Annotated in this window: 18 protein-coding genes; 9 read left to right on the forward strand and 9 right to left on the reverse strand. The window is 68.3% G+C overall.

Translation table 11 applies throughout. The features are described from left to right. The first annotated feature begins 106 nt into the window (after positions 1 to 106). Positions 107 to 613, forward strand: a complete 507-nt coding sequence (locus M2421_RS19290; protein WP_259209905.1) for a disulfide bond formation protein B — start codon at positions 107 to 109, stop codon at positions 611 to 613. A gap of 65 nt (positions 614 to 678) precedes the next feature. On the opposite strand, the gene M2421_RS19295 is transcribed toward M2421_RS19290, so the two are convergent. After that, entirely contained in the window at positions 679 to 2,805 is a 2,127-nt protein-coding gene (locus tag M2421_RS19295) for a TonB-dependent receptor (RefSeq protein ID WP_259209907.1), read from the reverse strand. Between the two features lie 220 nt (positions 2,806 to 3,025). On the opposite strand from M2421_RS19295, the gene M2421_RS19300 reads away from it, so the two are divergent. Next, positions 3,026 to 4,423, forward strand: coding sequence for a 3-deoxy-7-phosphoheptulonate synthase class II (locus tag M2421_RS19300; RefSeq protein ID WP_259209909.1), 1,398 nt, complete (start codon positions 3,026 to 3,028; stop codon positions 4,421 to 4,423). A gap of 139 nt (positions 4,424 to 4,562) precedes the next feature. After that, entirely contained in the window at positions 4,563 to 5,690 is a 1,128-nt protein-coding gene (locus M2421_RS19305) for a mechanosensitive ion channel family protein (RefSeq protein ID WP_259210046.1), read from the forward strand. 27 nt (positions 5,691 to 5,717) lie between these two features. Here the strand turns inward: M2421_RS19305 and M2421_RS19310 are convergent, their stop codons facing one another. The 3 genes from M2421_RS19310 to typA are packed head-to-tail and all read right to left on the reverse strand — an operon-like array spanning position 5,718 to position 9,747. Next, complete coding sequence (locus tag M2421_RS19310; protein ID WP_259209910.1) at positions 5,718 to 7,343, reverse strand: amidase; 1,626 nt, start codon at positions 7,341 to 7,343, stop codon at positions 5,718 to 5,720. A 56-nt stretch (positions 7,344 to 7,399) separates the two neighbouring features. Beyond that, entirely contained in the window at positions 7,400 to 7,885 is a 486-nt protein-coding gene (locus M2421_RS19315) for a DUF2127 domain-containing protein (RefSeq protein ID WP_259209912.1), read from the reverse strand. Positions 7,886 to 7,899: 14 nt separating this feature from the next. Continuing rightward, positions 7,900 to 9,747: a translational GTPase TypA gene (gene typA, locus M2421_RS19320; RefSeq protein WP_259209915.1), complete on the reverse strand. Its 1,848-nt coding sequence runs from the start codon at positions 9,745 to 9,747 to the stop codon at positions 7,900 to 7,902. A 247-nt stretch (positions 9,748 to 9,994) separates the two neighbouring features. Between typA and M2421_RS19325 the strand changes: the two genes are divergently transcribed. From M2421_RS19325 to M2421_RS19350, 6 genes are all read left to right on the forward strand, one after another. Continuing rightward, a complete protein-coding gene (locus M2421_RS19325) occupies positions 9,995 to 10,489 on the forward strand; it encodes a peptidylprolyl isomerase (RefSeq protein ID WP_259209917.1) in 495 nt (164 codons plus the stop codon). Positions 10,490 to 10,613: 124 nt separating this feature from the next. Beyond that, positions 10,614 to 11,600 (forward strand): malate dehydrogenase, encoded by a 987-nt coding sequence (locus M2421_RS19330; RefSeq protein ID WP_019186175.1) that lies wholly within the window; start codon positions 10,614 to 10,616, stop codon positions 11,598 to 11,600. 739 nt (positions 11,601 to 12,339) lie between these two features. Then, the gene (gene prpE, locus M2421_RS19335) at positions 12,340 to 14,217 is read left to right on the forward strand and encodes a propionate--CoA ligase (protein ID WP_259209919.1); all 1,878 of its coding nucleotides are present in this window, start codon (positions 12,340 to 12,342) and stop codon (positions 14,215 to 14,217) included. Beyond that, positions 14,214 to 14,510 carry a hypothetical protein gene (locus M2421_RS19340; RefSeq protein WP_259209920.1) on the forward strand — a complete coding sequence of 99 codons (297 nt, stop codon included), beginning with the start codon at positions 14,214 to 14,216 and terminating at the stop codon, positions 14,508 to 14,510. Before prpE ends, M2421_RS19340 begins: the two co-directional genes overlap by 4 nt. A gap of 223 nt (positions 14,511 to 14,733) precedes the next feature. Then, positions 14,734 to 15,264: a hypothetical protein gene (locus M2421_RS19345; protein WP_259209922.1), complete on the forward strand. Its 531-nt coding sequence runs from the start codon at positions 14,734 to 14,736 to the stop codon at positions 15,262 to 15,264. A 77-nt stretch (positions 15,265 to 15,341) separates the two neighbouring features. Further along, the gene (locus M2421_RS19350; RefSeq protein WP_259209925.1) at positions 15,342 to 16,400 is read left to right on the forward strand and encodes a suppressor of fused domain protein; all 1,059 of its coding nucleotides are present in this window, start codon (positions 15,342 to 15,344) and stop codon (positions 16,398 to 16,400) included. Between the two features lie 85 nt (positions 16,401 to 16,485). Here M2421_RS19350 and M2421_RS19355 read toward each other — a convergent pair whose 3' ends face one another. From M2421_RS19355 to M2421_RS19375, 5 genes are all read right to left on the reverse strand, one after another. After that, positions 16,486 to 17,097 carry a glutathione S-transferase N-terminal domain-containing protein gene (locus M2421_RS19355; protein ID WP_259209927.1) on the reverse strand — a complete coding sequence of 204 codons (612 nt, stop codon included), beginning with the start codon at positions 17,095 to 17,097 and terminating at the stop codon, positions 16,486 to 16,488. A gap of 87 nt (positions 17,098 to 17,184) precedes the next feature. Then, positions 17,185 to 17,643, reverse strand: coding sequence for a cell wall hydrolase (locus tag M2421_RS19360; protein WP_259209928.1), 459 nt, complete (start codon positions 17,641 to 17,643; stop codon positions 17,185 to 17,187). A 290-nt stretch (positions 17,644 to 17,933) separates the two neighbouring features. Next, entirely contained in the window at positions 17,934 to 19,979 is a 2,046-nt protein-coding gene (locus M2421_RS19365; RefSeq protein WP_259209930.1) for an NADPH-dependent 2,4-dienoyl-CoA reductase, read from the reverse strand. 166 nt (positions 19,980 to 20,145) lie between these two features. Then, positions 20,146 to 20,757 (reverse strand): hypothetical protein, encoded by a 612-nt coding sequence (locus M2421_RS19370; RefSeq protein WP_259209932.1) that lies wholly within the window; start codon positions 20,755 to 20,757, stop codon positions 20,146 to 20,148. 108 nt (positions 20,758 to 20,865) lie between these two features. Beyond that, positions 20,866 to 21,891, reverse strand: coding sequence for a zinc-binding alcohol dehydrogenase family protein (locus M2421_RS19375; protein WP_259209934.1), 1,026 nt, complete (start codon positions 21,889 to 21,891; stop codon positions 20,866 to 20,868). Positions 21,892 to 22,104: the final 213 nt, after the last annotated feature.

Raw genomic sequence — 22,104 nt, forward strand, 5'->3', positions numbered from 1 at the left:
CGAACACGCTGTCCGGTCTTCTACGCCGACAATCGGCACGTGCGTGGCGGCGGCGGCAGGTGAGGGCCTGTTAATCTTGGCGCCTGGACTTTGACGAGTGTTGGCAATGAATCCACTGCGCTGGAATTACCGCGCCCAGTTCCTGCTGGGGTTTTTGATCTGCGCCGGGCTGTTGGCCTACGCGATCTTCCTGCAGCTCAAGATCGGGCTGGAGCCGTGCCCGCTGTGCATCTTCCAGCGGATCGCCTTCGCCGCGCTCGGGCTGCTGTTCCTCATCGGCGCCCTGCATGGCCCGCGTGATCGCGCCGGGCGCGGCACTTACGGCGTGCTGGCCTTCATCGCCGCGGCCGTTGGCATGGGCATCGCCGGCCGCCACGTGTATGTGCAGTTGCTGCCCAAGGACATGGGCTCCAGCTGTGGCCCGCCGCTGGCGTTTCTCAGCGAAACGATGGGGCCGTTCGAGGTGTTCCGCACGGTGCTCACCGGCACCGGCGATTGCGGCAACATCGACTGGCGTTTCCTCGGCCTGACCATGCCGATGTGGAGCCTGGTGTGGTTCGTGCTGCTGGCCGCCTGGGCGCTGTTCGTCTCCTTCCGCACGCCGCGCGTCTGATCGAGGCGGCGCGCTGATCGCGCGCCTGCTGCGCCCGCCCGCATCATGCCGGCGGGCGCCGTCGTTCAGAAGTCCTGCTGAAGGCTCAGGTAGGCGCCGCGACGCGGACCCCACTGTGGGGCGAACACGCCGATGCCGCCGCCGTCGCGGAGTTGATAGCTGCGGTCCAGCGCGTTGACCAGTGCCAGCTGCGCGTGCAGCGGGTGGCCGCTGTCGGCGTTGAAATCATGCGCCGCGCTGAGGTTGACCTGCAGGTAGGACGGCAGCTCACCGCCATTGGGCACGCCCTCGATGTCCGAGCGCAGGCCGCTGCCATACACGTAGTTGGCCCCGACCCGGTTGTGGCCGGCGAACGCATAGCTCACGCCGCCGGAAGAGGTCAGCGTCTGGTCGTGGTCCAGGTGGATCCAGTTGTCCTGCACGTACGCCAGCGCCTCCGGGTCCAGGTTGTACTGGCCGGTGATCACCTGCTTGCCCATTGCCTTGTTGTAGGCCGCATTGACATACGCACCGAGCGGGCCGCTGCTGTAGTCGGCGCTGAACTCCACGCCATGCACGTGCCCGTAGCGGTAGTTGAAGGTGGAATAGATGTAGGCCGCGCCGAACTGGCCTTCGTCCTGCAGGCGGTCGACCTTGCGGTCGTAGGCGTCCAGGCCGAGGGTGAGGTGCTCGCCAACCTGCTGCGACACGCCCACGTCGTAGTAGTCGCTGCGCTCGGACAACGGCGTGGTGCTGCCGGTGACCGGCTGCTGGTTGGTGGTGCCGGCGTAACGCGCGATGTCGCTGCCGGCCACCAGTTCGCTGGCCGGCGGGGTGAAGTAGCGCGAGTAGCCGGCGTGCACGGTGGTGCTGTCGCTGGCGTTCCAGACAACGCCCAGGCGGGGGCTGAGCTGTCCTTCGGTGCCGCCGAAGGCCTTGTAACGGTCTGCGCGCAGGCCGTAGTTGACTGTCCAGTCCTGGCCGATCCGCCATTCGTCCTGCACGTACGCCGCCGCGGTGCTGGCATGGAAGGCGCTGGCATCGGCGATCACGATCGGCGTGGTGCTGGCCTGGTTGCCATCGGCGTCGACCGGAAACACCCAGGCGGTGCTGCCGGCGCGTGCGCGTTCGCTGTTGCCGTACAGGCCATAGCGCAGGGTGTGGTTGTCGCCCAGTGGCGTGGAGAAATCGGCCTGCACGGTGCTGGCGCGGTTGCTGCGGTCCACCTGCGAGGCCACGCCGTCGAAGACCAGGTCGCCGGCCACGTCGGGGTTGAAGGCCAGGTCGCTGTAACGCTGCCCGGCCGACACCTGGTAGGCGGTCTGGCCGAGCGTGCCCTGCAGCACCAGCATGCCGAAACGCGTGGTCTCGCCCTGGGTTTCGTCCAGCTGCGACGAATCGGCCTGGACCGTATCCAGGTAGCCGAACTGCGGCGTCTGGCCCGGGTTGACCGGGATCTGGAAGCGGTTGTTGGCGAAACCGGCGAACAGGCTCAGGCGGGTGGTGTCGTTGACCAGGTAGGTGAGGTCGGCGAATGCCTTGCCCTGGTGGGTGTCGTCGTGGTCGGGCCGGCGCGAGGCGGTGGGGTTTTCCAGGCCGACCTCGTTCTGGGTGTAGTTCCCGGTCAGGTACCAGCTCCAGCGGCCCTGGTTGCCCCACCACGAGGCGTTGGGGTTGAGGGTGCCGAACGACCCGGCGGTGATGCCGGCGCTGCCGCCATTGCCCAGCTCGGCGCCGCTGCGGGTGGTGATGTCGACCACCGCGGCGGTGCGTTCGCCGAACTGCGCCGGCAATGCGCCATCCATCAATCGGATGCTCTTGATGGTGCGCGCATCCAGGGTCTGGCCGAAGCCGGAGATCGATTCGGGCAGGAGCACGCCGTTGAGGCGGTACTGCAGGTTGGCGTGGTCGCCACGCACGTGCACGCCGCCGTAGCTGTCCTGGACCACGCCAGGCGCCTGCAGCAGCACCTGGCTGAGCGGGGCCGAGGCGCCCAGCGGCTGTTTCTGGATGTCCTCGGCGGTGATCTGGTACTGGCTGCTGCCGATGTCGGGGGAGAGGGCGTTGCGCGCCTGGTCGAGCTGGGCGCTGACGGTGACCGCGTCCAGGTCGGTGACGGCCGGAGGGGCGGCGTCGGCCGTGGCGGCCAGCGCGGGCAGGCTGGCCACGGACAGGGCCAGGGCGATACCGCGGGCAAGCAGGGATGGCTTCATGGGGGAGGACTTGGTGGCTGGACGTAGGGGAGGGGGCCGGCCTGGCGAGTGTTACTCCGTAACAAATCATGCGCCTGTCCACGGTAGGGAGGGAATGCGGTTTGGGGCGAGTGGCCGAGTTCGTTTTCCGCCGTTCAGCTGTCGCCGTCGCACAGGCGGCGCTTTGCGCCAGCGGCGCGCTCTGCGACCATGACCGGTCCCCACCCCCCGGAAGTCTGTGATGAGCCCGTCCGCACCGCCCGTAGTCGATCCCGCCGCCACTGCCGCCGCCGACAGCGCAGCCTGGTCGCCGGAGAGCTGGCGCGGCAAGACCGCGCTGCAGATGCCGACCTATCCCGACCCGCTGGCGCTGGACGCGGCCCTGCATGAGCTCAAGCGGTTGCCGCCGCTGGTGACGTCCTGGGAGATCCTGGCGCTCAAGCAGCAACTGGCCGATGCGCAGGAAGGCAAGCGCTTCCTGCTGCAGGGCGGCGACTGCGCCGAGAACTTCAGCGACTGCGAGTCGACCACCATCTCCAACCGGCTCAAGGTGCTGCTGCAGATGAGCCTGGTGCTGGTGCACGGCATGCGCAAGCCGGTGATCCGCGTCGGCCGCTTTGCCGGCCAGTACGCCAAGCCGCGCTCGGCCGATACCGAAACCCGCGACGGGGTAACCCTGCCCAGCTACCGCGGGGATGTGATCAACGGGCCGGAATTCACCGAGGCGGCGCGCCTGCCGGACCCGCGGCGGATGCTGCAGGCCCACGCGCACTCGGCGATGACGATGAACTTCGTGCGCGCCCTGATCGATGGCGGTTTCGCCGACCTGCACCACCCCGAGTACTGGAACCTGGACTGGGTGCAGCATTCGCCGCTGGCCGCCGACTACCAGAAGATGGTCGGCTCGATCGGCGATGCGGTGCACTTCATGGAGACCCTGGCCGGGGTGCGGGTGCACAACCTCAACCGCATCGATTTCTACACGTCCCACGAGGCGCTGCTGCTGCCCTACGAACAGGCGCTGACCCGCCAGGTACCGCGCCAGCACGGCTGGCTGAACCTGAGCACGCACTATCCGTGGATCGGCATGCGCACGGCGGCGCTGGATGGCGCCCACGTGGAGTACCTGCGCGGCGTGCGCAACCCGATCGCGATCAAGGTCGGCCCGTCGGTACAGCCGGACCAGTTGTTGCGCCTGATCGACGTGCTCAACCCCGATGACGAACCGGGCCGCCTGAGCTTCATCCATCGCATGGGCGCGGCGCAGATCGCCGAGAAGCTGCCCCCGCTGCTGGATGCGGTCAAGCGCGACGGCCGTCGCGTGCTGTGGGTGTGCGATGCGATGCACGGCAACACCGAGAGCACCAGCAACGGCTACAAGACCCGTCGCTTCGACAACGTGCGCGGCGAGGTGGAGCTGTCCTTCGACCTGCACGCCGCGGCCGGCACCCGTCTCGGCGGCGTGCATCTGGAGCTGACCGGCGAGGACGTGACCGAATGCACCGGCGGCGCCCGCGAACTGACCGAGCGTGACCTGGAACGTGCCTACCGCTCATCGGTGGACCCGCGCCTGAACTACGACCAGTCGCTGGAGATCGCCATGGCCATCGTGCGCAAGCAGCAGCATTACGCGGGCTGAGGCGTCGCAGCGGCGCCACGCACGGCGTGGCGCTGGCCGGCGTTGTCCACGCACGGCTTACATTCGCCTGACATGGTGGTCATGGCGATACAGGCATGCTGCGGCCTTCCTTCGATGATCGCAGGAGCGTGCAGTGACGGTGGACTGGCAGCAAGCGGCGTTGTACCTGTGGCCGATCGGCATTGCGCTGGCGGTCGGGCTCACCGGCTGGTGGTTGTTGATGGCGCTGACCCGCCGGCTCAAGGGCCGTGAGCAGCGTCGCGCGCGCATCGGCCGGGTGATCAGCCGCCCGATGGCGTTCGCGCTGCCGCTGCTGGTGCTGATTCCCGCACTGGAAGCTACGCCGCTGCAGGGCCATTGGCTGGACCAGTCGCTGCGCCTGCTGCACATCGGGCTGACCGCCTGCGTGATCTGGTTGCTGGTGCGCGCGGTGGCTGCCGGCGAGCAGGCGATCCTGCGCGACCACCCGATGGAGGTGGCCGACAACCTGGAGGCCCGCCGCATCCAGACCCAGACCCGCGTGCTCAGCCGGGTGCTGATGGGCGCGATCATCCTGGTCGGCGTGTCGCTGATCCTGTTGACCTTCCCGATGGTGCGCCAGATCGGGACCGCGTTGCTGGCCTCGGCCGGCATCATCGGCCTGGTCGCCGGCATCGCCGCCAAGCCGGTGTTCGGCAACCTGATCGCCGGCCTGCAGATCGCCCTGACCCAGCCGATCCGGCTGGACGACGTGGTGATCGTGGAAGGCGAGTGGGGGCGGGTGGAGGAAATCGGCAGCAGCTACGTGGTGGTGCGGATCTGGGATGAGCGGCGGATGGTGGTGCCGCTGACCTGGTTCATCGAGCATCCGTTCCAGAACTGGACCCGGCGCAGTGCCGACCTGCTGGGGACCGCGTTCCTGTGGCTGGACTACCGCGCACCGATCCCCGCCATCCGTGCCGAGCTGGAGCGCATCTGCAAGGGCGAGGCGCTGTGGGATGGCCGGGTCTGCGTGACCCAGGTGACCGAGACCACCGAGCACACGCTGCAGGTGCGCCTGCTGGTGAGTGCGCGCAACTCCGGCGATGCATTCGACCTGCGCTGCATCGTGCGCGAACGGATGCTGGATTTCCTGGCCCGCGAGCATCCGCAGGCGCTGCCGCGGACCCGCGCCGAACTGCTCCAGCAGCCCGATCCGGGCCTGCGTGGCCCGCGTTCGCAGCCGGCCGAGGACGTGCGCTCGCCGGGGGCCGAGGACGGCGCACCGGCGGTGGTGCCCGCGCCGTAGGCGCCGGTGGGCGTGGCGGCACGCCCCTCAGGGGGCGACGTTGTGCGGCAGCAGGGTGTGGGTGCCGAAGCGTGGCGGACGTCGGGCACGGGTGCGCTGCTCGTAGGCATAGCCCAGTTCGATCAGGCGGGGCTCGCTCCAGGCGGTGCCCATGAACAGCAGGCCCAGCGGCAGCCCGTTCACATGCGCCATCGGCACGCTCAGGCTGGGGTAGCCGGCCACGGCGGCGGCACTGTAGCTGCCGCCGGGGAAATCATCGCCGGCCCCGGCACGGATCGGCCAGGCAATGCCGGTGGTGGGGGCGATCAAGGCATCCAGCCGTTGCGCACGCAGGGCTGCATCGATGCCTGCCGGGCCCGCTAGGCGGCGGGCCTCGGTACGCGCCGCGATGTACGCCGGATTGCCCAGGCCGCCTGTGGAAGCCGCGCTTTCCATCAGGTCCTGGCCGAACGGCAGCAGTTCCTGGTCGGCATGCCCGCGGTTCCAGGCGATCACCTGGTCGAGGTCGCGCAGGGGCGCGTTGTAGGTGGTGAGATAGCGTTGCAGGCCCGCCTTGAACTCGTGCAGCAGCACGATCCGCTCGGCGTCTTCCCACTGGCCCTGGGTAGGCAGTTGCACGGGCACCACCACCGCGCCGGCCTCGCGCAGAACCTCCACGGCGTGCTGCAGCGCCGGGCCCACCCCGGGCAACTGGTCGAGCGGTCCCGACAGCACGCCGATGCGCGCGCCACGCAGGCCGTCCGGGTTCAGGCGTGAGGTGTAGTCGTAGACCGCGCGCCCGGGCATGGTCGCGGTGGCCGGGTCGGCATCGTCGCGGCCGGCCATCGCGGTCAGCAGGGCCGCCGCGTCGGCGACGCTGCGCGCCATCGGGCCGGCGGTGTCCTGGCTGAAGGAAATCGGGATGATGCCCTCGCGGCTGACCAGGCCGACGGTGGGCTTGAGCCCGACCACGCCATTGACCGCCGCCGGGCACACGATGCTGCCATCGGTCTCGGTCCCAATCGCCGCGGCCGCCAGGTTGGCCGACACCGCCACCGCGCTGCCGCTGCTGGAGCCGCAGGGCGTGTGGCTGAGCCGATAGGGGTTGCGGGTCTGACCACCGCGCGCGCTCCAGCCGGAGATGGACTGGCTGGAGCGGAAGTTGGCCCATTCGCTGAGGTTGGTCTTGCCCAGGATCACCGCGCCGGCCGCGCGCAGCCGGGTGACCAGGAAGGCGTCGTCGGGGCGGAACCTGGCCAGGGCCAGGGACCCCGCGCTGTTGCTCATCGGGCGCGCGCCGATGTTGTCCTTGAGCAGCACCGGGATGCCGTGCAGTGGGCCACGCAGCTGGCCGCGGCGGCGCTCGGCATCCAGTGCGGCGGCGTCCTTGAGTGCCTCGGGATTGAGCTCGATCACCGCGTTCAAGCGCGGGCCGGCACGGTCGATGCGGGCGATCCGCTCCAGGTAGGCGCGGGTCAGGGTGGTGCTGTCCAGCGCCCCGGCAGCCATCTGCGCCTGCAGGTCGACGATGTCGGTCTCGGCGTAGGCGAAGGGGGTATCCGGGCGCGGCGCGGCGGCCGCAGCGGGGGCTTCGCTGGCGTGCACCGGGGCAGGTGCAGGCGCACAGCCGCAGAGCGACACGATCATCAACATCGATGTCAGCGGCAGACGCATCAGGGTGTCCCGTAAACCGGCGCTCAGGCTAACCAGCCGGTGCCACGCTTGGCAACTCAGGAGGTAGCGGTGGGCGTGGGATGGCGCTTGCGGATATCGCGGGCGAGCACGCCGACCACGATCAGGTTGATCACCAGCACCGACCACGAGGCCCAGCCAGGGTGGCGGATGATGGCGTAGATATCGAACGGCAGGTAGATGCCGGCAGTGACGCAGCCCAGCCAGGACGCCCAGGCCTTGGCGCGCCAGAGGCCCCAGGCCTCGAAGAGATGCAGCACCCCGTAGGCCAGCATGGCCACGGCGGCCAGGTGCACCGCATCGGGATTGATCATGTTGAGCAGCGAGGGCAGGGTGCCGTGATCCGGGTCCAGGCTGAAACGCCGGATCAGGGCATTGACCGCATCGCGCAGGGGCTGCGGACCGAGCATTTCCAGCCCGGTCGCGGCCAACAGCGCCAGGACCGCCTTGCTGGCTTCCAGCAAGGCGATCAGGTGAAGCCCCGGATGCCTGTGAGGATCCGGGTTGTAGGGCTTGTCGATCACGACAATGGGTCCGATCAGCCGCCGCGCGACGCCTTCTTGCGCTCGCTTTCGGTCAGGCCCTTCTTGCGCAGGCGGATTTCCTTCGGGGTGATCTCGACCAGCTCGTCGTCTTCGATGAAGTCCAGGGCCTGTTCCAGCGAGTACTTGATCGCCGGGGTCAGCTGGATCGCATCGTCCTTGCCCGAGGCGCGCATGTTGGTCAGCGGCTTGGTCTTGATCGCGTTGACGGTCAGGTCGTTGTCCTTGGAGTGGATGCCGACCAGCTGGCCTTCATACACGTTGTCGCCTTCCGCAGCGAACAGCTTGCCGCGTTCCTGCAGCGGCCCCAGGGAGTACGCCGGGGTGGCGCCCGGAGCATTGGCGATCATCACGCCGTTCTGGCGCTTGGCGATCGCGCCCTGCTCCTTCGGGCCGTAATGGTCGAACACGTGGAACAGCAGGCCCGAACCCTGGGTCAGGGTCTTGAACTCGTTCTGGAAACCGATCAGGCCACGGGCCGGGATCTGGTATTCCAGGCGCACGCGGCCCTTGCCGTCCGGCTCCATGTTCTTCAGCTGGCCCTTGCGGGTGCCCAGCTTTTCCATCACGCCGCCCTGGTGCTGCTCTTCGATGTCCACCACCAGCTGCTCGATCGGCTCCATGGCCTGGCCGTCGATCTGCTTGATGATCACTTCCGGGCGCGACACGGCCAGCTCGTAGCCTTCGCGACGCATGTTCTCGATCAGCACCGACAGGTGCAGTTCGCCACGGCCGGAGACCAGGAACTTGTCGGCGTCTTCCAGCTGTTCGACCTTCAGGGCCACGTTGTGGACCTGTTCGCGATCCAGGCGGTCCTTGATCTGGCGGCTGGTCAGGAACTTGCCACCGGACAGGTCCTTGTTGCCGGCGAACGGCGAGTTGTTGACCTGGAAGGTCATCGAGATGGTCGGCTCATCGACGGTCAGTGCCGGCAGCGCTTCCGGGGTGTCCGGGTGGCACAGGGTGTCGGAGATGGTCAGCTCGGCGATGCCGGAGATGGCGACGATGTCGCCGGCCTCGGCGGTGTCCTGCTCGATGCGCTCCAGGCCCAGGAAGCCCAGCACCTGCGCGACCTTGCCGTTGCGCTTCTTGCCTTCACGGTCGATCACCGCGACCTGCATGTTCTTCTTCAGGGTGCCGCGCTGGATGCGGCCGATGCCGATCACGCCCACGAAGTTGTTGTAGTCCAGCTGGCTGATGCGCATCTGGAACGGGCCGTCCGGGTCCACTTCCGGCTTCGGCGCGTGCTGCATGATCGCTTCGTACAGCGGGGTCATGTCGCCGTCGCGCACGCTGTCTTCCAGGCCGGCATAGCCGTTCAGGGCCGAGGCGTAGACGATCGGGAAGTCGAGCTGCTCATTGGTGGCGCCGAGCTTGTCGAACAGGTCGAAGACCTGGTCGATCACCCAATCCGGACGCGAGCCCGGGCGGTCGACCTTGTTGACCACGACGATCGGCTTGAAGCCCATCGCGAAGGCCTTCTGGGTGACGAAGCGGGTCTGCGGCATCGGGCCGTCCATCGCGTCGACGAGGATCAGCACGGTGTCCACCATCGACAGCACGCGCTCCACTTCGCCGCCGAAGTCGGCGTGTCCCGGGGTGTCGACGATGTTGATCCGGTTCTTGATACCGGTCTTCTTGTCTTCCCAGGTGATGGCCGTGTTCTTGGCCAGGATGGTGATGCCACGTTCCTTTTCCTGGTCATTGCTGTCCATCACGCGCTCGGCGAGCACGGTGCGCTCGGAGAGGGTGCCGGACTGCTTGAGCAGCTGGTCGACGAGGGTGGTCTTACCGTGGTCGACGTGGGCGACGATGGCGATGTTGCGAAGATTTTCGATAGACATGCGAAAGGGGGCCAGTCGGCGCCGGATTTGGAAAAAGAAGTCCAACATTATACGGCCAAGATGACCAATCGCGAAAAGTCTCTTGCAAGCCTTGCCGGACGGGCATTCATCTCTGTGAGGGGCGCCTGTCCGGAGCACCGGTCGGGTGCCGCCGAGGGGGTGTTCGACCATCGTCAGGCAGGCCCCCTGCGAGTCCCGGGTGTATCCTATGGGGCTAACGACAAACCCCCGTACCCCAAGGATTTGCATGTCCCTCATCGCCACTTTCGACACCACCCAGGGCCCGATCAAGGTCGAGCTGTTCGCCGACAAGGCCCCGCTGACCGTCGCCAACTTCGTGAACCTGGTCAAGCACGGCTTCTATGACGGCCTGATCTTCCACCGCGTGATCCCCGATTTCATGATCCAGGGCGGCTGCCCGCAGGGTCGTGGCACCGGCGGCCCGGGCTACAAGTTCGAGGACGAGAAGAACGGCGTGCGTCACCAGGTGGGTTCGCTGTCGATGGCCAATGCCGGCCCGAACACCAACGGCAGCCAGTTCTTCATCACCCACATCAAGACCGATTGGCTGGACGGCAAGCACACCGTGTTCGGCCAGGTCCTGGAGGGTCAGGCCATCGTCGATTCGGTGAAGCAGGGCGACGTGATCCACTCGATCACCCTGGAAGGCGACACCGACGCCGTGCTGGCCGCCCAGGCCGAGCGCGTGGCCGAGTGGAACAAGCTCATCCCGGCCGCCTGATCCGATCCCGACGGCCCCCTGTGAAGGGGGCCGTTTTCACGTTCCGGCCGCCCCGCCAGGCCTGTCCCCGCCCGCGCGGCCATCTCCCCCATCGCTTCTTAGCTTCTTAGCAGAGGAAATCCCCATGAAAGCACCTGTTCGTGTTGCCGTGACCGGCGCCGCCGGCCAGATCGGCTACGCCCTGCTGTTCCGCATCGCCTCCGGCGACATGCTGGGCAAGGACCAGCCGGTCATCCTGCAGCTGCTCGAGCTGCCGGTCGACAAGGCCCAGGCCGCCCTGCGCGGCGTGATGATGGAACTGGAAGACTGCGCGTTCCCGCTGCTGGCCGGCATGGTCGGTACCGACGACGCCGAAGTGGCCTTCAAGGACGCCGACATCGCCCTGCTGGTCGGCGCGCGTCCGCGCGGCCCGGGCATGGAGCGCAAGGACCTGCTGCTGGAAAACGCCAAGATCTTCACCGCGCAGGGCGCGGCGTTGAACAAGGTCGCCAAGCGTGACGTCAAGGTGCTGGTGGTCGGCAACCCGGCCAACACCAATGCCTACATCGCCATGAAGTCGGCACCGGACCTGAACCCGCGCAACTTCACCGCCATGCTGCGCCTGGACCACAACCGTGCGCTGAGCCAGCTGTCGACCAAGCTCGGCAAGCCGGTCGGTGGCATGGAGAAGCTGATCGTGTGGGGCAACCACAGCCCGACCATGTACCCGGACTACCGTTTCGCCACCGCCGATGGTGCCTCCATCGCCGAAGCGATCAACGACCAGGAATGGAACGCGTCCACCTTCATCCCGACCGTGGGCAAGCGCGGCGCGGCGATCATCGAAGCCCGTGGCTCCTCCTCGGCCGCCTCGGCCGCCAATGCTGCCGTCGACCACATCCGTGACTGGGTGCTGGGCAGCAACGGCAAGTGGGTCACCATGGGCGTGCCGTCCGACGGCTCCTATGGCATCCCGGAAGGCGTGATCTTCGGCTTCGCGGTCACCACCGAAAACGGTGAGTACACCCTGGTCAAGGACCTGCCGGTGGACGACTTCAGCCAGAAGTACATCGACAAGACCCTCGCCGAGCTGGAAGAAGAGCGCGCCGGCGTGGCCCACCTGCTGGGTTGATCGATCCGCGGGCGCATACCGACCGTTGGTCGGTGAGTTGACGAAAACGCCAGGCATCGCCTGGCGTTTTTTTTTGCCCGTCCGGTAGAGCCGAGCCATGCTCGGCTCGCCGTGCGCAGCACGGCAACGATCGGCGCCAAAGCAGCCGAGCATGGCTCGGCTCTACCTGGCCGTGCGACCGAGGTCGGGCGTCCCACGCCTCACCATCGGACCCTGCTCGACAAACGGTGAGCACACGCTGGTCAGGGATCTGCCGGTGGACCACCCGGTAGAGCCGAGCCATGCTCGGCTGGCCGTGCGCAGCACGGCAACGATCGGCGCCGAAGCCGCCGAGCATGGCTCGGCTCTACCGGGCCGTGCGACCGAGGGCGGACGGCCCCCGCCTCACCATCGGACCCTGTTCGACAAACGATGGGTACACGCTGGTCAGGGATCTGCCGATGGACCACCCGGTAGAGCCGAGCCATGCTCGGCTGGCCGTGCGCAGCACGGCAACGATCGACGCCGAAGCAGCCGAGCGTGGCTCGGCTCTACCTGGCCGTGCGCAGCACGGCAACGATCGGCGCCGAAGCAGCCGAGCATGGCTCGGCTCTACCCGGCCGTGCGCAGCACGGCAATGATCGGCGCCGAAGCAGCCGAGCATGGCTCGGCTCTACCGGGTCCTACGACCAAGGTCGGACGGTCGGGCACCGACCATCGGACTATGCTCGATCCCATGGCTTTGTCTGGGAGGGCTGTCATGCGTTACGAGGAAATGTACCGACGTTCCATCGATGAACCCGAGGCGTTCTGGGCCGAGGAGGCGCAGCGCATCTACTGGCACAAGGCACCGGAGCAGATCCTCGACTACAGCACCCCGCCGTTCCGGCGCTGGTTCGTCGGTGGGGAAACCAACCTCTGTTACAACGCGGTCGATCGGCACCTGGCCGAGCGACCCGACCAGCTGGCGCTGGTGGCCGTCTCCACCGAGACCGACGTGACCCGCGAGATCACCTACCGCGAGCTGTATCGCGAGGTGAACGCTTTCGCCGCCGTGCTGCAGCGGCTGGACGTCGGCCGCGGCGACCGCGTGGTGATCTACATGCCGAACATGGCCGAAGCGGTGTTTGCGATGCTGGCCTGCGCCCGCATCGGCGCGATCCACTCGGTGGTGTTTGGCGGCTTCGCCGCGCACAACCTGGCACTGCGCATCGATGATGCCCAACCCAAGCTACTGATCGCCGCCGATGCCGGCAAGCGCGGCGGCAAGGTCATTCCGTACAAGGCGATGGTGGATGCCGCGTGCGCCGAAGCCGCCTCGCCACCGCCGCACGTGCTGATCGTGTCGCGCGGGCTGGACCCGGCCGAGCCGAAGGTGCCCGGCCGCGACCTCGACTACGCCACCTTGCGCGAGGAAGTCGGCGACCAGGACGTGCCCGTGGTGTGGCTGGAATCCAGCGAGCCCAGCTACCTGCTGTATACCTCCGGCACCACCGGCAAGCCCAAGGGCGTGCAGCGTGATGTGGGCGGCTACGCGGTGGCGATGGCGCAGTCGATGCAGACCGTGTTCGACTGCAAGCCGGGACAGGTGATGTTCTCCACCTCGGACGTGGGCTGGGCGGTTGGCCATTCCTACAACGTGTACGGGCCGCTGATCGGTGGCTGCACCTCGCTGCTCTACGAAGGGCTGCCGACCCACCCCGACCCCGGCATCTGGTGGGCACTGTGCGAGCAGTATGGGGTGCGCACGCTGTTCTCCTCGCCCACCGCCATCCGCGTGCTGAAGAAGCACGATACCGACTTCATCACCCGCCACGACCTGGATGCGCTCAAGTACGTGTTCCTGGCCGGCGAACCCCTCGACGAGCCGACCGCGCACTGGATCAACGATGCGCTGGGCAAGCCGATCATCGACAACTACTGGCAGACCGAAACCGGCTGGCCGGCGCTGACATTGCTGCCCGGCGTGGACATGAAGCCGGTGCGCTTCGGCTCGCCCGGCTTCCCCAACCTCGGCTACAAGATGAAAGTGATCGACGAGAACACCGGCGACGAAGTCGCGCCCGGGCAGAAGGGCGTGCTGGTGATGACCCCGCCGTTGCCGCCGGGCTGCATGAGCACGGTATGGAAGGACGACGACCGCTTCCTGCAGAGCTATTTCAGCCACTTCAAGGAGCTGCTGTACAGCTCGCTGGACTGGGCGATCCGCGACGAGGATGGCTACACCTTCATCCTGGGCCGCACCGACGATGTGATCAACGTGGCCGGGCACCGCCTGGGCACGCGCGAGATCGAAGAGTGCATCTCCGGCCACCCGCTGGTGGCCGAGGCGGCGGTGATCGGGGTCAAGGACGAGTTGAAGGGCCAGGTGCCGCTGGTGTTCGTCACGCTGCGCCAGGCGGTGGAGGGTGACGGCAGCGCGGTGATCACCGAGATGATGCAGCGGGTGACCCAGTCGCTGGGCGCGCTGGCGCGACCGGCGCACATCCACATCGTCAACGCCCTGCCCAAGACCCGCTCGGGCAAGCTGCTGCGGCGCTCGCTGCAGGCGCTGGCCGAAGAGCGTGATCCGGGCGACCTGTCCACGCTGGATGATCCGGCGGCACTGGACGAGATCCGGCGCGCGCTGGGGCGGTGACCCGCACCGTCCGCTTCGCCGGGGACGAACACGCAGGCGCGGCCCCGGACGGGGCCGCCGCGGACCCGGTCGCCGTGCGGCGCAGCATGGCTGTCGAACACAGGATGCGGGCGGGCAGGGCGCTGGCTGCGGCGATCGGCTGGGGCGGCCTGCTGGCCCATGCGGTGTATCCGATTGCCGAGGCGGGGTGGCACTCGCGACGACTGAACCTCCTGCACGATCGCGTTGCCGGTCCTGCTCATGGTCCTCATCCGCGCTACCGCCGGCATCTGCAGTTCCGCGCCGACGCCTGACCGATGCGTGCTGCAGCGCATTATCGGTGTCGGCCGGCCTCAGGTAAGCTCCGAACGTGACCGCTGCAGGCCCCGGGGCCTGGCGGTGCGTGCTGGGGACACGGTGCGCACGGGGGCGCCGGCGTGGGCAACCACCTGGAACGGTCGCAAGGGGACGCACGGGCACCGGCCGAGGGCTGGCTGCCGGGCGTGGCAACACCGCAGTAACAGGGGGAACCACCACATGGCCTATATCCATGCCAAGACGGCCGCGGGCCGTCAGGAAATCGAAGACCGCGCTCGGCGCCTGCCGCCGGCATTGCGGTCCATTCTGCTGATGGTCGATGGTCAGCGCGATGACGACGCGTTGACCGCGCTGTTACCGGGCCTGCGCGCGCCGGAGGACGCATTGGCACAACTGGCGCAGGCCGGACTGATCGAAGTGGTTGGCGGCGCGGTTGCGGCACCGGCCGCGCGCACGCTCACCGCCGGCCGCGAGCAGGATCCAGACCTGTACAAGCGCCTGTACGACTGGATGAGCGAATCGGTGCGCAGGCACCTCGGGCTCAAGGGCTATTTCATGCAGCTCAAGATCGAGCGCTGCACCGATGCCGGCGCGTTGGAGAAACTGTGGCCGGACATGGCCGCCGCGGTCGCCAAGGCCAGGAGCCCGGCGTTGGCCAGCCGCTGGCTGAGCGACACCCATGCGCTGCTCGACGCACCCGCCGCGCCAGCGACAGCGGTGCCGGACACGGCGACCGCGGTTCCTGGCTGAATCGTGGCGTCTTGGAAGGGTGGTGGTCGTCGCGCCCGGGCGTTACCTTGCCTGGCTACACCCGCAGGAGCCACGCGATGGACCCCACGAAGGACGATGACGGCACCCCGGGCTGGGATGCGATCAACGCGGCGCTGGCCGCGCTGTATCCCGGCCAGGAGCCGAAGCATTACGGCACGGCGCTGCCCTACACATTGGGCGGCGACGATCCGCTGGACGGCATCAGCGTGTACTGGGCCGACGCCCCGCGCCCGCACTGGCACTACGTCACCTACGGCTTCTCCGAGCTGTACGACAAGCAGAGCGATGACGCGGCTGACAGCGGCTACGGTTTCGAACTGACCTTCCGCCTGGCCGCCGCGCCGGGAGAGGCGCCGGACGCCGCGCCGCCGGTGTGGCCGATGAACCTGCTGCAGAACCTGGCGCGTTATGTATTCGGCAGCGGCAATGTGTTCGAGGCCGGCCATCATCTGGACGCCAACGGTCCGATCGCGCTGGAGACCGATACCGTGCTGCGCCACCTGGCCCTGGTCGAGGATCCGCAACTGCCGGCGCGTGACACCGCCAACGGCCGTATGCGTTTCCTGCAGGTGGTGGGCCTGAGCGATGACGAGATGGCCGCGGTGCGGCGCTGGTCGACGCAGGGCGTGCTGGACGCGTTGGCGCCGGCCATGCCGCTGTGGATCACCGACCTGCAGCGCGGCTCGCTGCTGGCCGATCCGGCGCTGGCCGCGGCGGTCGAGGCCGGCAGCGCCCGCGAGGGCTCCACCACCGGCATGCTGTTCATCGAAACGCTTGGATGGGCGGTGGAGGGCGACACCGTCGAACTGGTGCTCGGCGCCGGCCAGGTGCCGGGCGTGCTGGAGCTGTTGCCACTGCGGCTGGACCACGGCCGTGCGCTGACCCTGGCCGACCGCGAGCGAAGCTGGCGCTTCGAGCCGGGCGAGGCCGACCATGTCGCGCTCGAACAGGACAGCGCGCGCTGCGTGCTCAGCCCGGCCACCCTGCGCGGCGTGCTGGAGCACGTGCAGGCCCAGCGCGGCACCTACCCGCTGCCCGGTGGCCGCCTGCGGATCCGGGTGGTGCCGACCGAGCTGCGCGACGCCAGCGGCAACGTGGTGCGTACGCTCGGCTAGCAGGGCGCAGGGTGCTACCGCCACACAAAAAAGAGAGCCCGGCAGTGCCGGGCTCTCTTCTTATATATGCGCAACGCCGAGCGACTCAGCTCAGGCCTTCGGCCTTCAGCGTGGCCTGAACGCCGGCATCGGCGTCCATGCGCTTCTTGTAGGCGGCGATGTTGTCCAGGCCGCTCAGGTCGACCTTGGCGCCCGCCGCCCAGCGCAGGGTGATGTAGAAGTACGGGTCGGCAAAGCTGCGGAAACCGGCCAGCCACGGGCGGTCGGCGAGCTGCTTGTCGGCACGTTCGAACAGGCCGCGCAGGCGCTTGAGCGCGGTGGCGCGGATGGCGTCGTACTGGCTGTCGTCTTCGATGAAGGTGCCCGGGCCGAACAGCGGCTTGAACGCCGGGTGCAGGTCCGAGTTGACGAAGGACAACCAGCGGGTGGCCTCGGCGCGCTGCTGGGCGCTGCCGTCACCGGCCAGGCCGGCCTGCGGGTAGGTATCGGCGATGTAGCCCATGATCGCCGCGTTCTGGGTCAGGATGAAATCGCCATCGACCACCGCCGGCACCGAGCCGGCCGGATTGATCTTCAGGAACGCCGGCGCCTTCAGGGTGTCCTTGTCGAGCAGTTCCACCTCGAACGGCTGGCCGGTCCACTGCAGGGCGATGTGGTCGGCGGTGGAGCAGGCACCGGGCTTGCTGTACAGCTTCATGGGAACTCCGTTGGGAGGGTGATGGGGCAGCCGCTCACTATTCCAGAGCGGGACCCGTATCCTCAACGGTATGGCCGTAACAGATCGTTACGACGCGCGCGGCTTGAGTTTCTGCACGCGGTAGAAGGTGTGGTCGCCGATCGTGGCCACCTGGTAGGCGTTGCGCCAGCTCGGGTTGGCGATCGACAGCGCGGCGAAGTGGCTCGCCCCGGGCACGATCTCCTTGCGCTCACCGGCCGGCAGGGCCCAGTTGCGTTCGGCATCGAAGGCCACGGTCATCGCTTCCTGCCAGGCGTCCGCGTTGCCCAGCTGGGTGCCGGGGGCGACGATGGTCGGGGCGAACTGCTTGCGCGCGGTGACCACCTTGCACATCGAGTCGCCCCACAGGCCGCTGTCCAGCCGGCGCAGGGCCACCTCCGCGACGGCTTGCTGGCCGCGCAGGGTCTGGTCACGCGCTTCGAGGTAGACGGTCGTGCTCAGGCACAACGAATCGGCGGCAGGCTGCGGCAACAACTGTGACAGCCAGAGAATCCAGGCCAGTTTCATAAATCTCCTTGCTCCGTGTGGGCCGCACCTGGCTGTCCATCCGATCGTGCGGACGGGGCGAGGGTACGACTTGGCGTCATGGGGAGGCGGCCATCGGGGCCGCCCGGGAGCGGACCCGAACAAGACGTGGGGTCCGCGCGCTCACTCGAACTGGGTGGTGAGCGGGAAAGTTGGCGCACGATAGGGGGCCATTTCCCAATGCATCCTGAACCCGAAGGCTTGACATTCAGGTTCGGAGCGGGGCCCGGATCGCGTTCACGGGCCCGTATTCAGGTCGCTGTCGGGCGCCCTCAGAGTGCGGCGGCGAGGTGGCTTCCCTGGTGGATGGCGCGCTTGGCGTCCAGTTCCGCGGCGACATCCGCGCCGCCGATCAGGTGCGCGTTGATCCCGGCCGCCTGCAGTGCCGCATGCAGATCGCGGCGCGGTTCCTGCCCGGCGCAGACCACCACGTGGTCGACCGGGAGGGTCTGTTCCTGGCCATCGATGCGGATGCGCAGGCCGTCATCGTCCACGCCCAGGTACTCCACGCCGCCGAGCATTTTCACGCCCTTGGCCTTGAGCGTGGCGCGATGGATCCAGCCGGTGGTCTTGCCCAGCCGGGCGCCGGGCTTGCCCGGGCTGCGCTGCAGCAGCCAGACCTTGCGCGCGGCCGGCTCCGGCGCCGGCCTGGCCAACGCGCCGCGCCCTTCGAAGGTGGGATCCACGCCCCATTCGGCCATCCAGCGGGCCGGGTCCAGCGCGCTGGACGGACCATCATGGACGAGGAACTCGCCGACATCGAAGCCGATCCCGCCAGCGCCGATGATCGCCACCTGTGCGCCGGCCTGGACCCGGCCAAGCAGTACGTCCAGGTAGTTGACCACCTTGGGGTGGTCGGCGCCGGGGAAGTCGACCCGACGCGGGGTGATCCCGGTGGCCACCACCACCTCGTCGAAGCCGGCCAGCGTGGCCACGTCGGCCACGGTACCCAGCTTCACGTCCACGCCGGTCTGCTCGAGGGTGTGGCGGAAGTACCGCAGGGTCTCGTGGAATTCTTCCTTGCCCGGGATGCGCTTGGCCACGTTGAACTGGCCGCCGATCTCGCTGCCGGCGTCGAACAGGGTGACCGCGTGGCCGCGCCCGGCCGCGACCGTGGCGCACGCCAGGCCGGCCGGGCCGGCGCCGACCACCGCCACGCGCTTGGCCACGGTAACCGGGCGGTAGACCAGCTCGGTCTCGTGCGCGGCACGCGGGTTGACCAGGCAGCTGGCGGTCTTGTTCTCGAACACGTGGTCCAGGCACGCCTGGTTGCAGGCAATGCAGGTATTGATCGCCTCGGGCCGACCGGCGCGGGCCTTGTTGGCCCACTCCGGATCGGCCAGCAACGGGCGCGCCAGCGACACCATGTCCGCGCCGCCGCCGGCCAGGATGCGCTCGGCCACGTCGGGCATGTTGATGCGGTTGGTGGCGATCACCGGCACCTGCACGTGCGGCTTCAGCTTGGCGGTGACCCCGGCAAAGGCCGCGCGCGGCACCGAGGTGGCGATGGTGGGGATGCGTGCTTCATGCCAGCCGATGCCGGCGTTGATCAGCGTGGCGCCGGCGGCTTCGATCGCCTTGGCCTGCGCCACGATTTCCGCCCAGTTGCTGCCGTCCTCGACCAGGTCGACCAGCGACAGGCGGTAGATGATGATGAAGTCCGGGCCGCACGCTTCGCGGATGCGGCGCACGATCTCCACCGCAAAGCGCATGCGCTGGGCCGCATCGCCGCCCCAGCGGTCGGTGCGCTTGTTGGTGCGCGGGGCGATGAACTCGTTGATCAGATAGCCTTCCGAGCCCATCACTTCGACGCCGTCATAGCCGGCCTCGCGCGCCAGCCGCGCGCTGCGCGCGTAATCGGCGATATGGCGCTCCACGCCGCCGGCGGACAGCGCGCGGGGGGTGAACGGATTGATCGGTGCCTTCTGCTTCGACGGTGCCACCGACAGGGGGTGGTAGGCATAGCGGCCGGCATGCAGCAGCTGCAGGCAGATCTTGCCGCCGTTGGCGTGCACCGCGGCCGTCACCTGGCGATGCGGGCGGACCTCCCACGGCCAGGACAATTTGCCGCCGAACGGCTTGAGCCAGCCGACCACGTTCGGCGCAAAGCCGCCGGTGACGATCAGCCCCACGCCGCCGGCAGCGCGCTCGGCGAAGTAGGCGGCCAGGCGCGGGAAGTCGCGGGCGCGGTCCTCCAGGCCGGTGTGCATGGACCCCATCAGGATGCGATTGCGCAGCTGGGTGAAGCCCAGGTCCAGCGGAGCGAACAGGTGCGGATAGGCGGGGGATTCGGCGGGGGACTCGGCGGCTGGCGACATGTCGATACGCTTGCGTACGGAAGCGCGAAGGGTGCCGCGAAAGGCCCTCACAAGCAAGGGGGCGCTTCGCGGCATCCTTCGCGCTTCGCCCGCGGTTTGCGGTGCGAACCGCGGGCCCCCGGGCATGCCACCACCGTTGGCCAGCACTACGCGGGCCCGGATGCCCTCAGGGGGTGGCTGCCGCCGGGGCAGGCTTGCGGATGCCGAACAGCGGCAGGGTCACGCCGCACAGCGGGCCGATCAACAGCGCGAAGGCGAGGGTGCCGACGCCGACGTTGCCGCCGAGCTGCCAGCCGATGACCAGCACGCTGCCTTCGATCCCGCTGCGCACCACCCAGATCGGCCAGCCGGTGCGGGCGTGCAGGCCGGTCATCAGGCCATCGCGGGGGCCGGGGCCGAAACGCGCGCCGATGTACAGGCCGGTGGCCAGGGCGACGATCAACAGGCCGGACAGGAACATCGGGATCTGCCACGCCAGGCCATGCACCTCCGGCAGCAGCCACAGGCCGAACTGCGCGCTGGGGCCGATCAGCATCACGTTGAGCACCGTGCCCAGGCCGGGCTTCTGGCGGATCGGCCACCACAGCAGCAGCACCAGCGCGCCGACAACATTGGTGGCCACGCCGAACGACAGGGGCGTCTGCAGGGCGATGCCCTGAGAAAGCACGTCCCAGGGCGCCACCCCGATCGCGGCGCGGATCATCACTGCCGCCCCCATGCCGTACAGGAACAGGCCGATCAGCAGTTGCAGCAGGCGCAGCGGGAGCGAGGTGGGCATGGCGACATCACCGGGAGGGCCCTTGAATGTAGGTCGGGCGGGGGAGGGCCGACAGATACAGATAGGTGGCAATGTGCGCCGACAGCCGCGGTCGGCGCGCGGGTGCCGTCACTCCCAGCCGGACAGCACCAGCTTGCCGATCGTGCTGCCGCTTTCCAATTGGCGGTGGGCCTGGCGCAGGTTGGCCGCATTGATCACGCCCAGGTGCGCACTGCGCGTGCTGCGCAGCGCGCCGGCGTCGACCAGGCTGGCTACCCGGCTCAGGATGCGGTGCTGTTCGATCCTGTCCGCAGTGCGGAACCTGGCGCGGGCGAACATGAATTCCCAATGGATCCCGATGCACTTGGCCTTGTACAGGTCGCCGATGCGCACTGCATCGCGCGGCTCGACGATCAGGCCCACATGCCCCTGCGGGGCCAGCAGCTCCCCCAGCACGTCCCAATAGCGGTCGGTGTCGGCGAGGTTGAGGGCGACATGCACATGCGCGATGTCCAATGCCTGCAGCTGGGCGGGCAAGGGGTGGCGATGGTCGATCACGTGGTGGGCGCCCATCTGCCGGCACCACTGCGCGGAGGCCTCGCGTGAGGCGGTGGCCACCACGGTGAAGCCCGCGTGGCGCGCCAACTGGATCGCGATCGAGCCCACGCCGCCGGCGCCGCCGATGACCAGCAGTACCTGGCCGGCATGACGGCGGTCATCGAACTGTAATGGCATGCGCTGGAACAGCAGTTCCCACGCGGTCAACGCGGTCAGCGGCAATGCGGCGGCATCGGCGAAATCCAGCGTGGCCGGCTTGCGCCCCACCAACCGCTCATCCACCCATTGCCACTGCGCGTTGCAGCCGGGACGGGTGACATCGCCGGCGTAATAGACTTCGTCACCGGGCAGGAACGCGGTGACCTCCGGCCCGACCGCGTCCACCACGCCGGCGGCGTCGTAGCCGAGGATGCGCGGCGGGTCCTCTTGCTGCGCGCGCGGCGCGCGTTGTTTGGTGTCCACCGGGTTGACCGATACCGCGTGGACGCGGATCAGCAGATCCGCGCCGGTGGGAATTCCCGGTGGCGGCACGTTCAGGTCGAGCAGCGAGGCGGGGTCGTCGATCGGCAGGTAACGCGTTAAACCCACGGCTTTCATGGCGGCTCCCACGCAGGATTCGCATCCATCATACGACCGTATACAACGCTGTTCCTGCGCTGAATCAAGACGCTGCGCGTTACGCTGCGGAATAATGCGTCGGATGTGACACGCCCGGTAGGGGATGCGAAAACCCTTGTCGTTGCTGGGTCTTGCGCAATTTCATCAACCTGTATAGGGTGCCACCAGCTGGGCCGGGTAGAGGTCTGGCCG

It is taken from the genome of Stenotrophomonas sp. BIGb0135, from assembly GCF_024810105.1.
Taxonomy (GTDB): domain Bacteria; phylum Pseudomonadota; class Gammaproteobacteria; order Xanthomonadales; family Xanthomonadaceae; genus Stenotrophomonas; species Stenotrophomonas maltophilia_AB.

Coding starts and splice junctions, on each gene's coding strand:
- M2421_RS19350 (WP_259209925.1), top strand. CDS start 15,342: ATGGACCCCACGAAGGACGATGACGGCACCCCGGGCTGGGATGCGATC.
- M2421_RS19345 (WP_259209922.1), top strand. CDS start 14,734: ATGGCCTATATCCATGCCAAGACGGCCGCGGGCCGTCAGGAAATCGAA.
- typA (WP_259209915.1), bottom strand. CDS start 9,747: ATGTCTATCGAAAATCTTCGCAACATCGCCATCGTCGCCCACGTCGAC.
- M2421_RS19290 (WP_259209905.1), top strand. CDS start 107: ATGAATCCACTGCGCTGGAATTACCGCGCCCAGTTCCTGCTGGGGTTT.
- M2421_RS19360 (WP_259209928.1), bottom strand. CDS start 17,643: ATGAAACTGGCCTGGATTCTCTGGCTGTCACAGTTGTTGCCGCAGCCT.
- M2421_RS19375 (WP_259209934.1), bottom strand. CDS start 21,891: ATGAAAGCCGTGGGTTTAACGCGTTACCTGCCGATCGACGACCCCGCC.
- M2421_RS19365 (WP_259209930.1), bottom strand. CDS start 19,979: ATGTCGCCAGCCGCCGAGTCCCCCGCCGAATCCCCCGCCTATCCGCAC.
- prpE (WP_259209919.1), top strand. CDS start 12,340: ATGCGTTACGAGGAAATGTACCGACGTTCCATCGATGAACCCGAGGCG.
- M2421_RS19355 (WP_259209927.1), bottom strand. CDS start 17,097: ATGAAGCTGTACAGCAAGCCCGGTGCCTGCTCCACCGCCGACCACATC.
- M2421_RS19310 (WP_259209910.1), bottom strand. CDS start 7,343: ATGCGTCTGCCGCTGACATCGATGTTGATGATCGTGTCGCTCTGCGGC.
- M2421_RS19370 (WP_259209932.1), bottom strand. CDS start 20,757: ATGCCCACCTCGCTCCCGCTGCGCCTGCTGCAACTGCTGATCGGCCTG.
- M2421_RS19295 (WP_259209907.1), bottom strand. CDS start 2,805: ATGAAGCCATCCCTGCTTGCCCGCGGTATCGCCCTGGCCCTGTCCGTG.
- M2421_RS19300 (WP_259209909.1), top strand. CDS start 3,026: ATGAGCCCGTCCGCACCGCCCGTAGTCGATCCCGCCGCCACTGCCGCC.
- M2421_RS19330 (WP_019186175.1), top strand. CDS start 10,614: ATGAAAGCACCTGTTCGTGTTGCCGTGACCGGCGCCGCCGGCCAGATC.
- M2421_RS19325 (WP_259209917.1), top strand. CDS start 9,995: ATGTCCCTCATCGCCACTTTCGACACCACCCAGGGCCCGATCAAGGTC.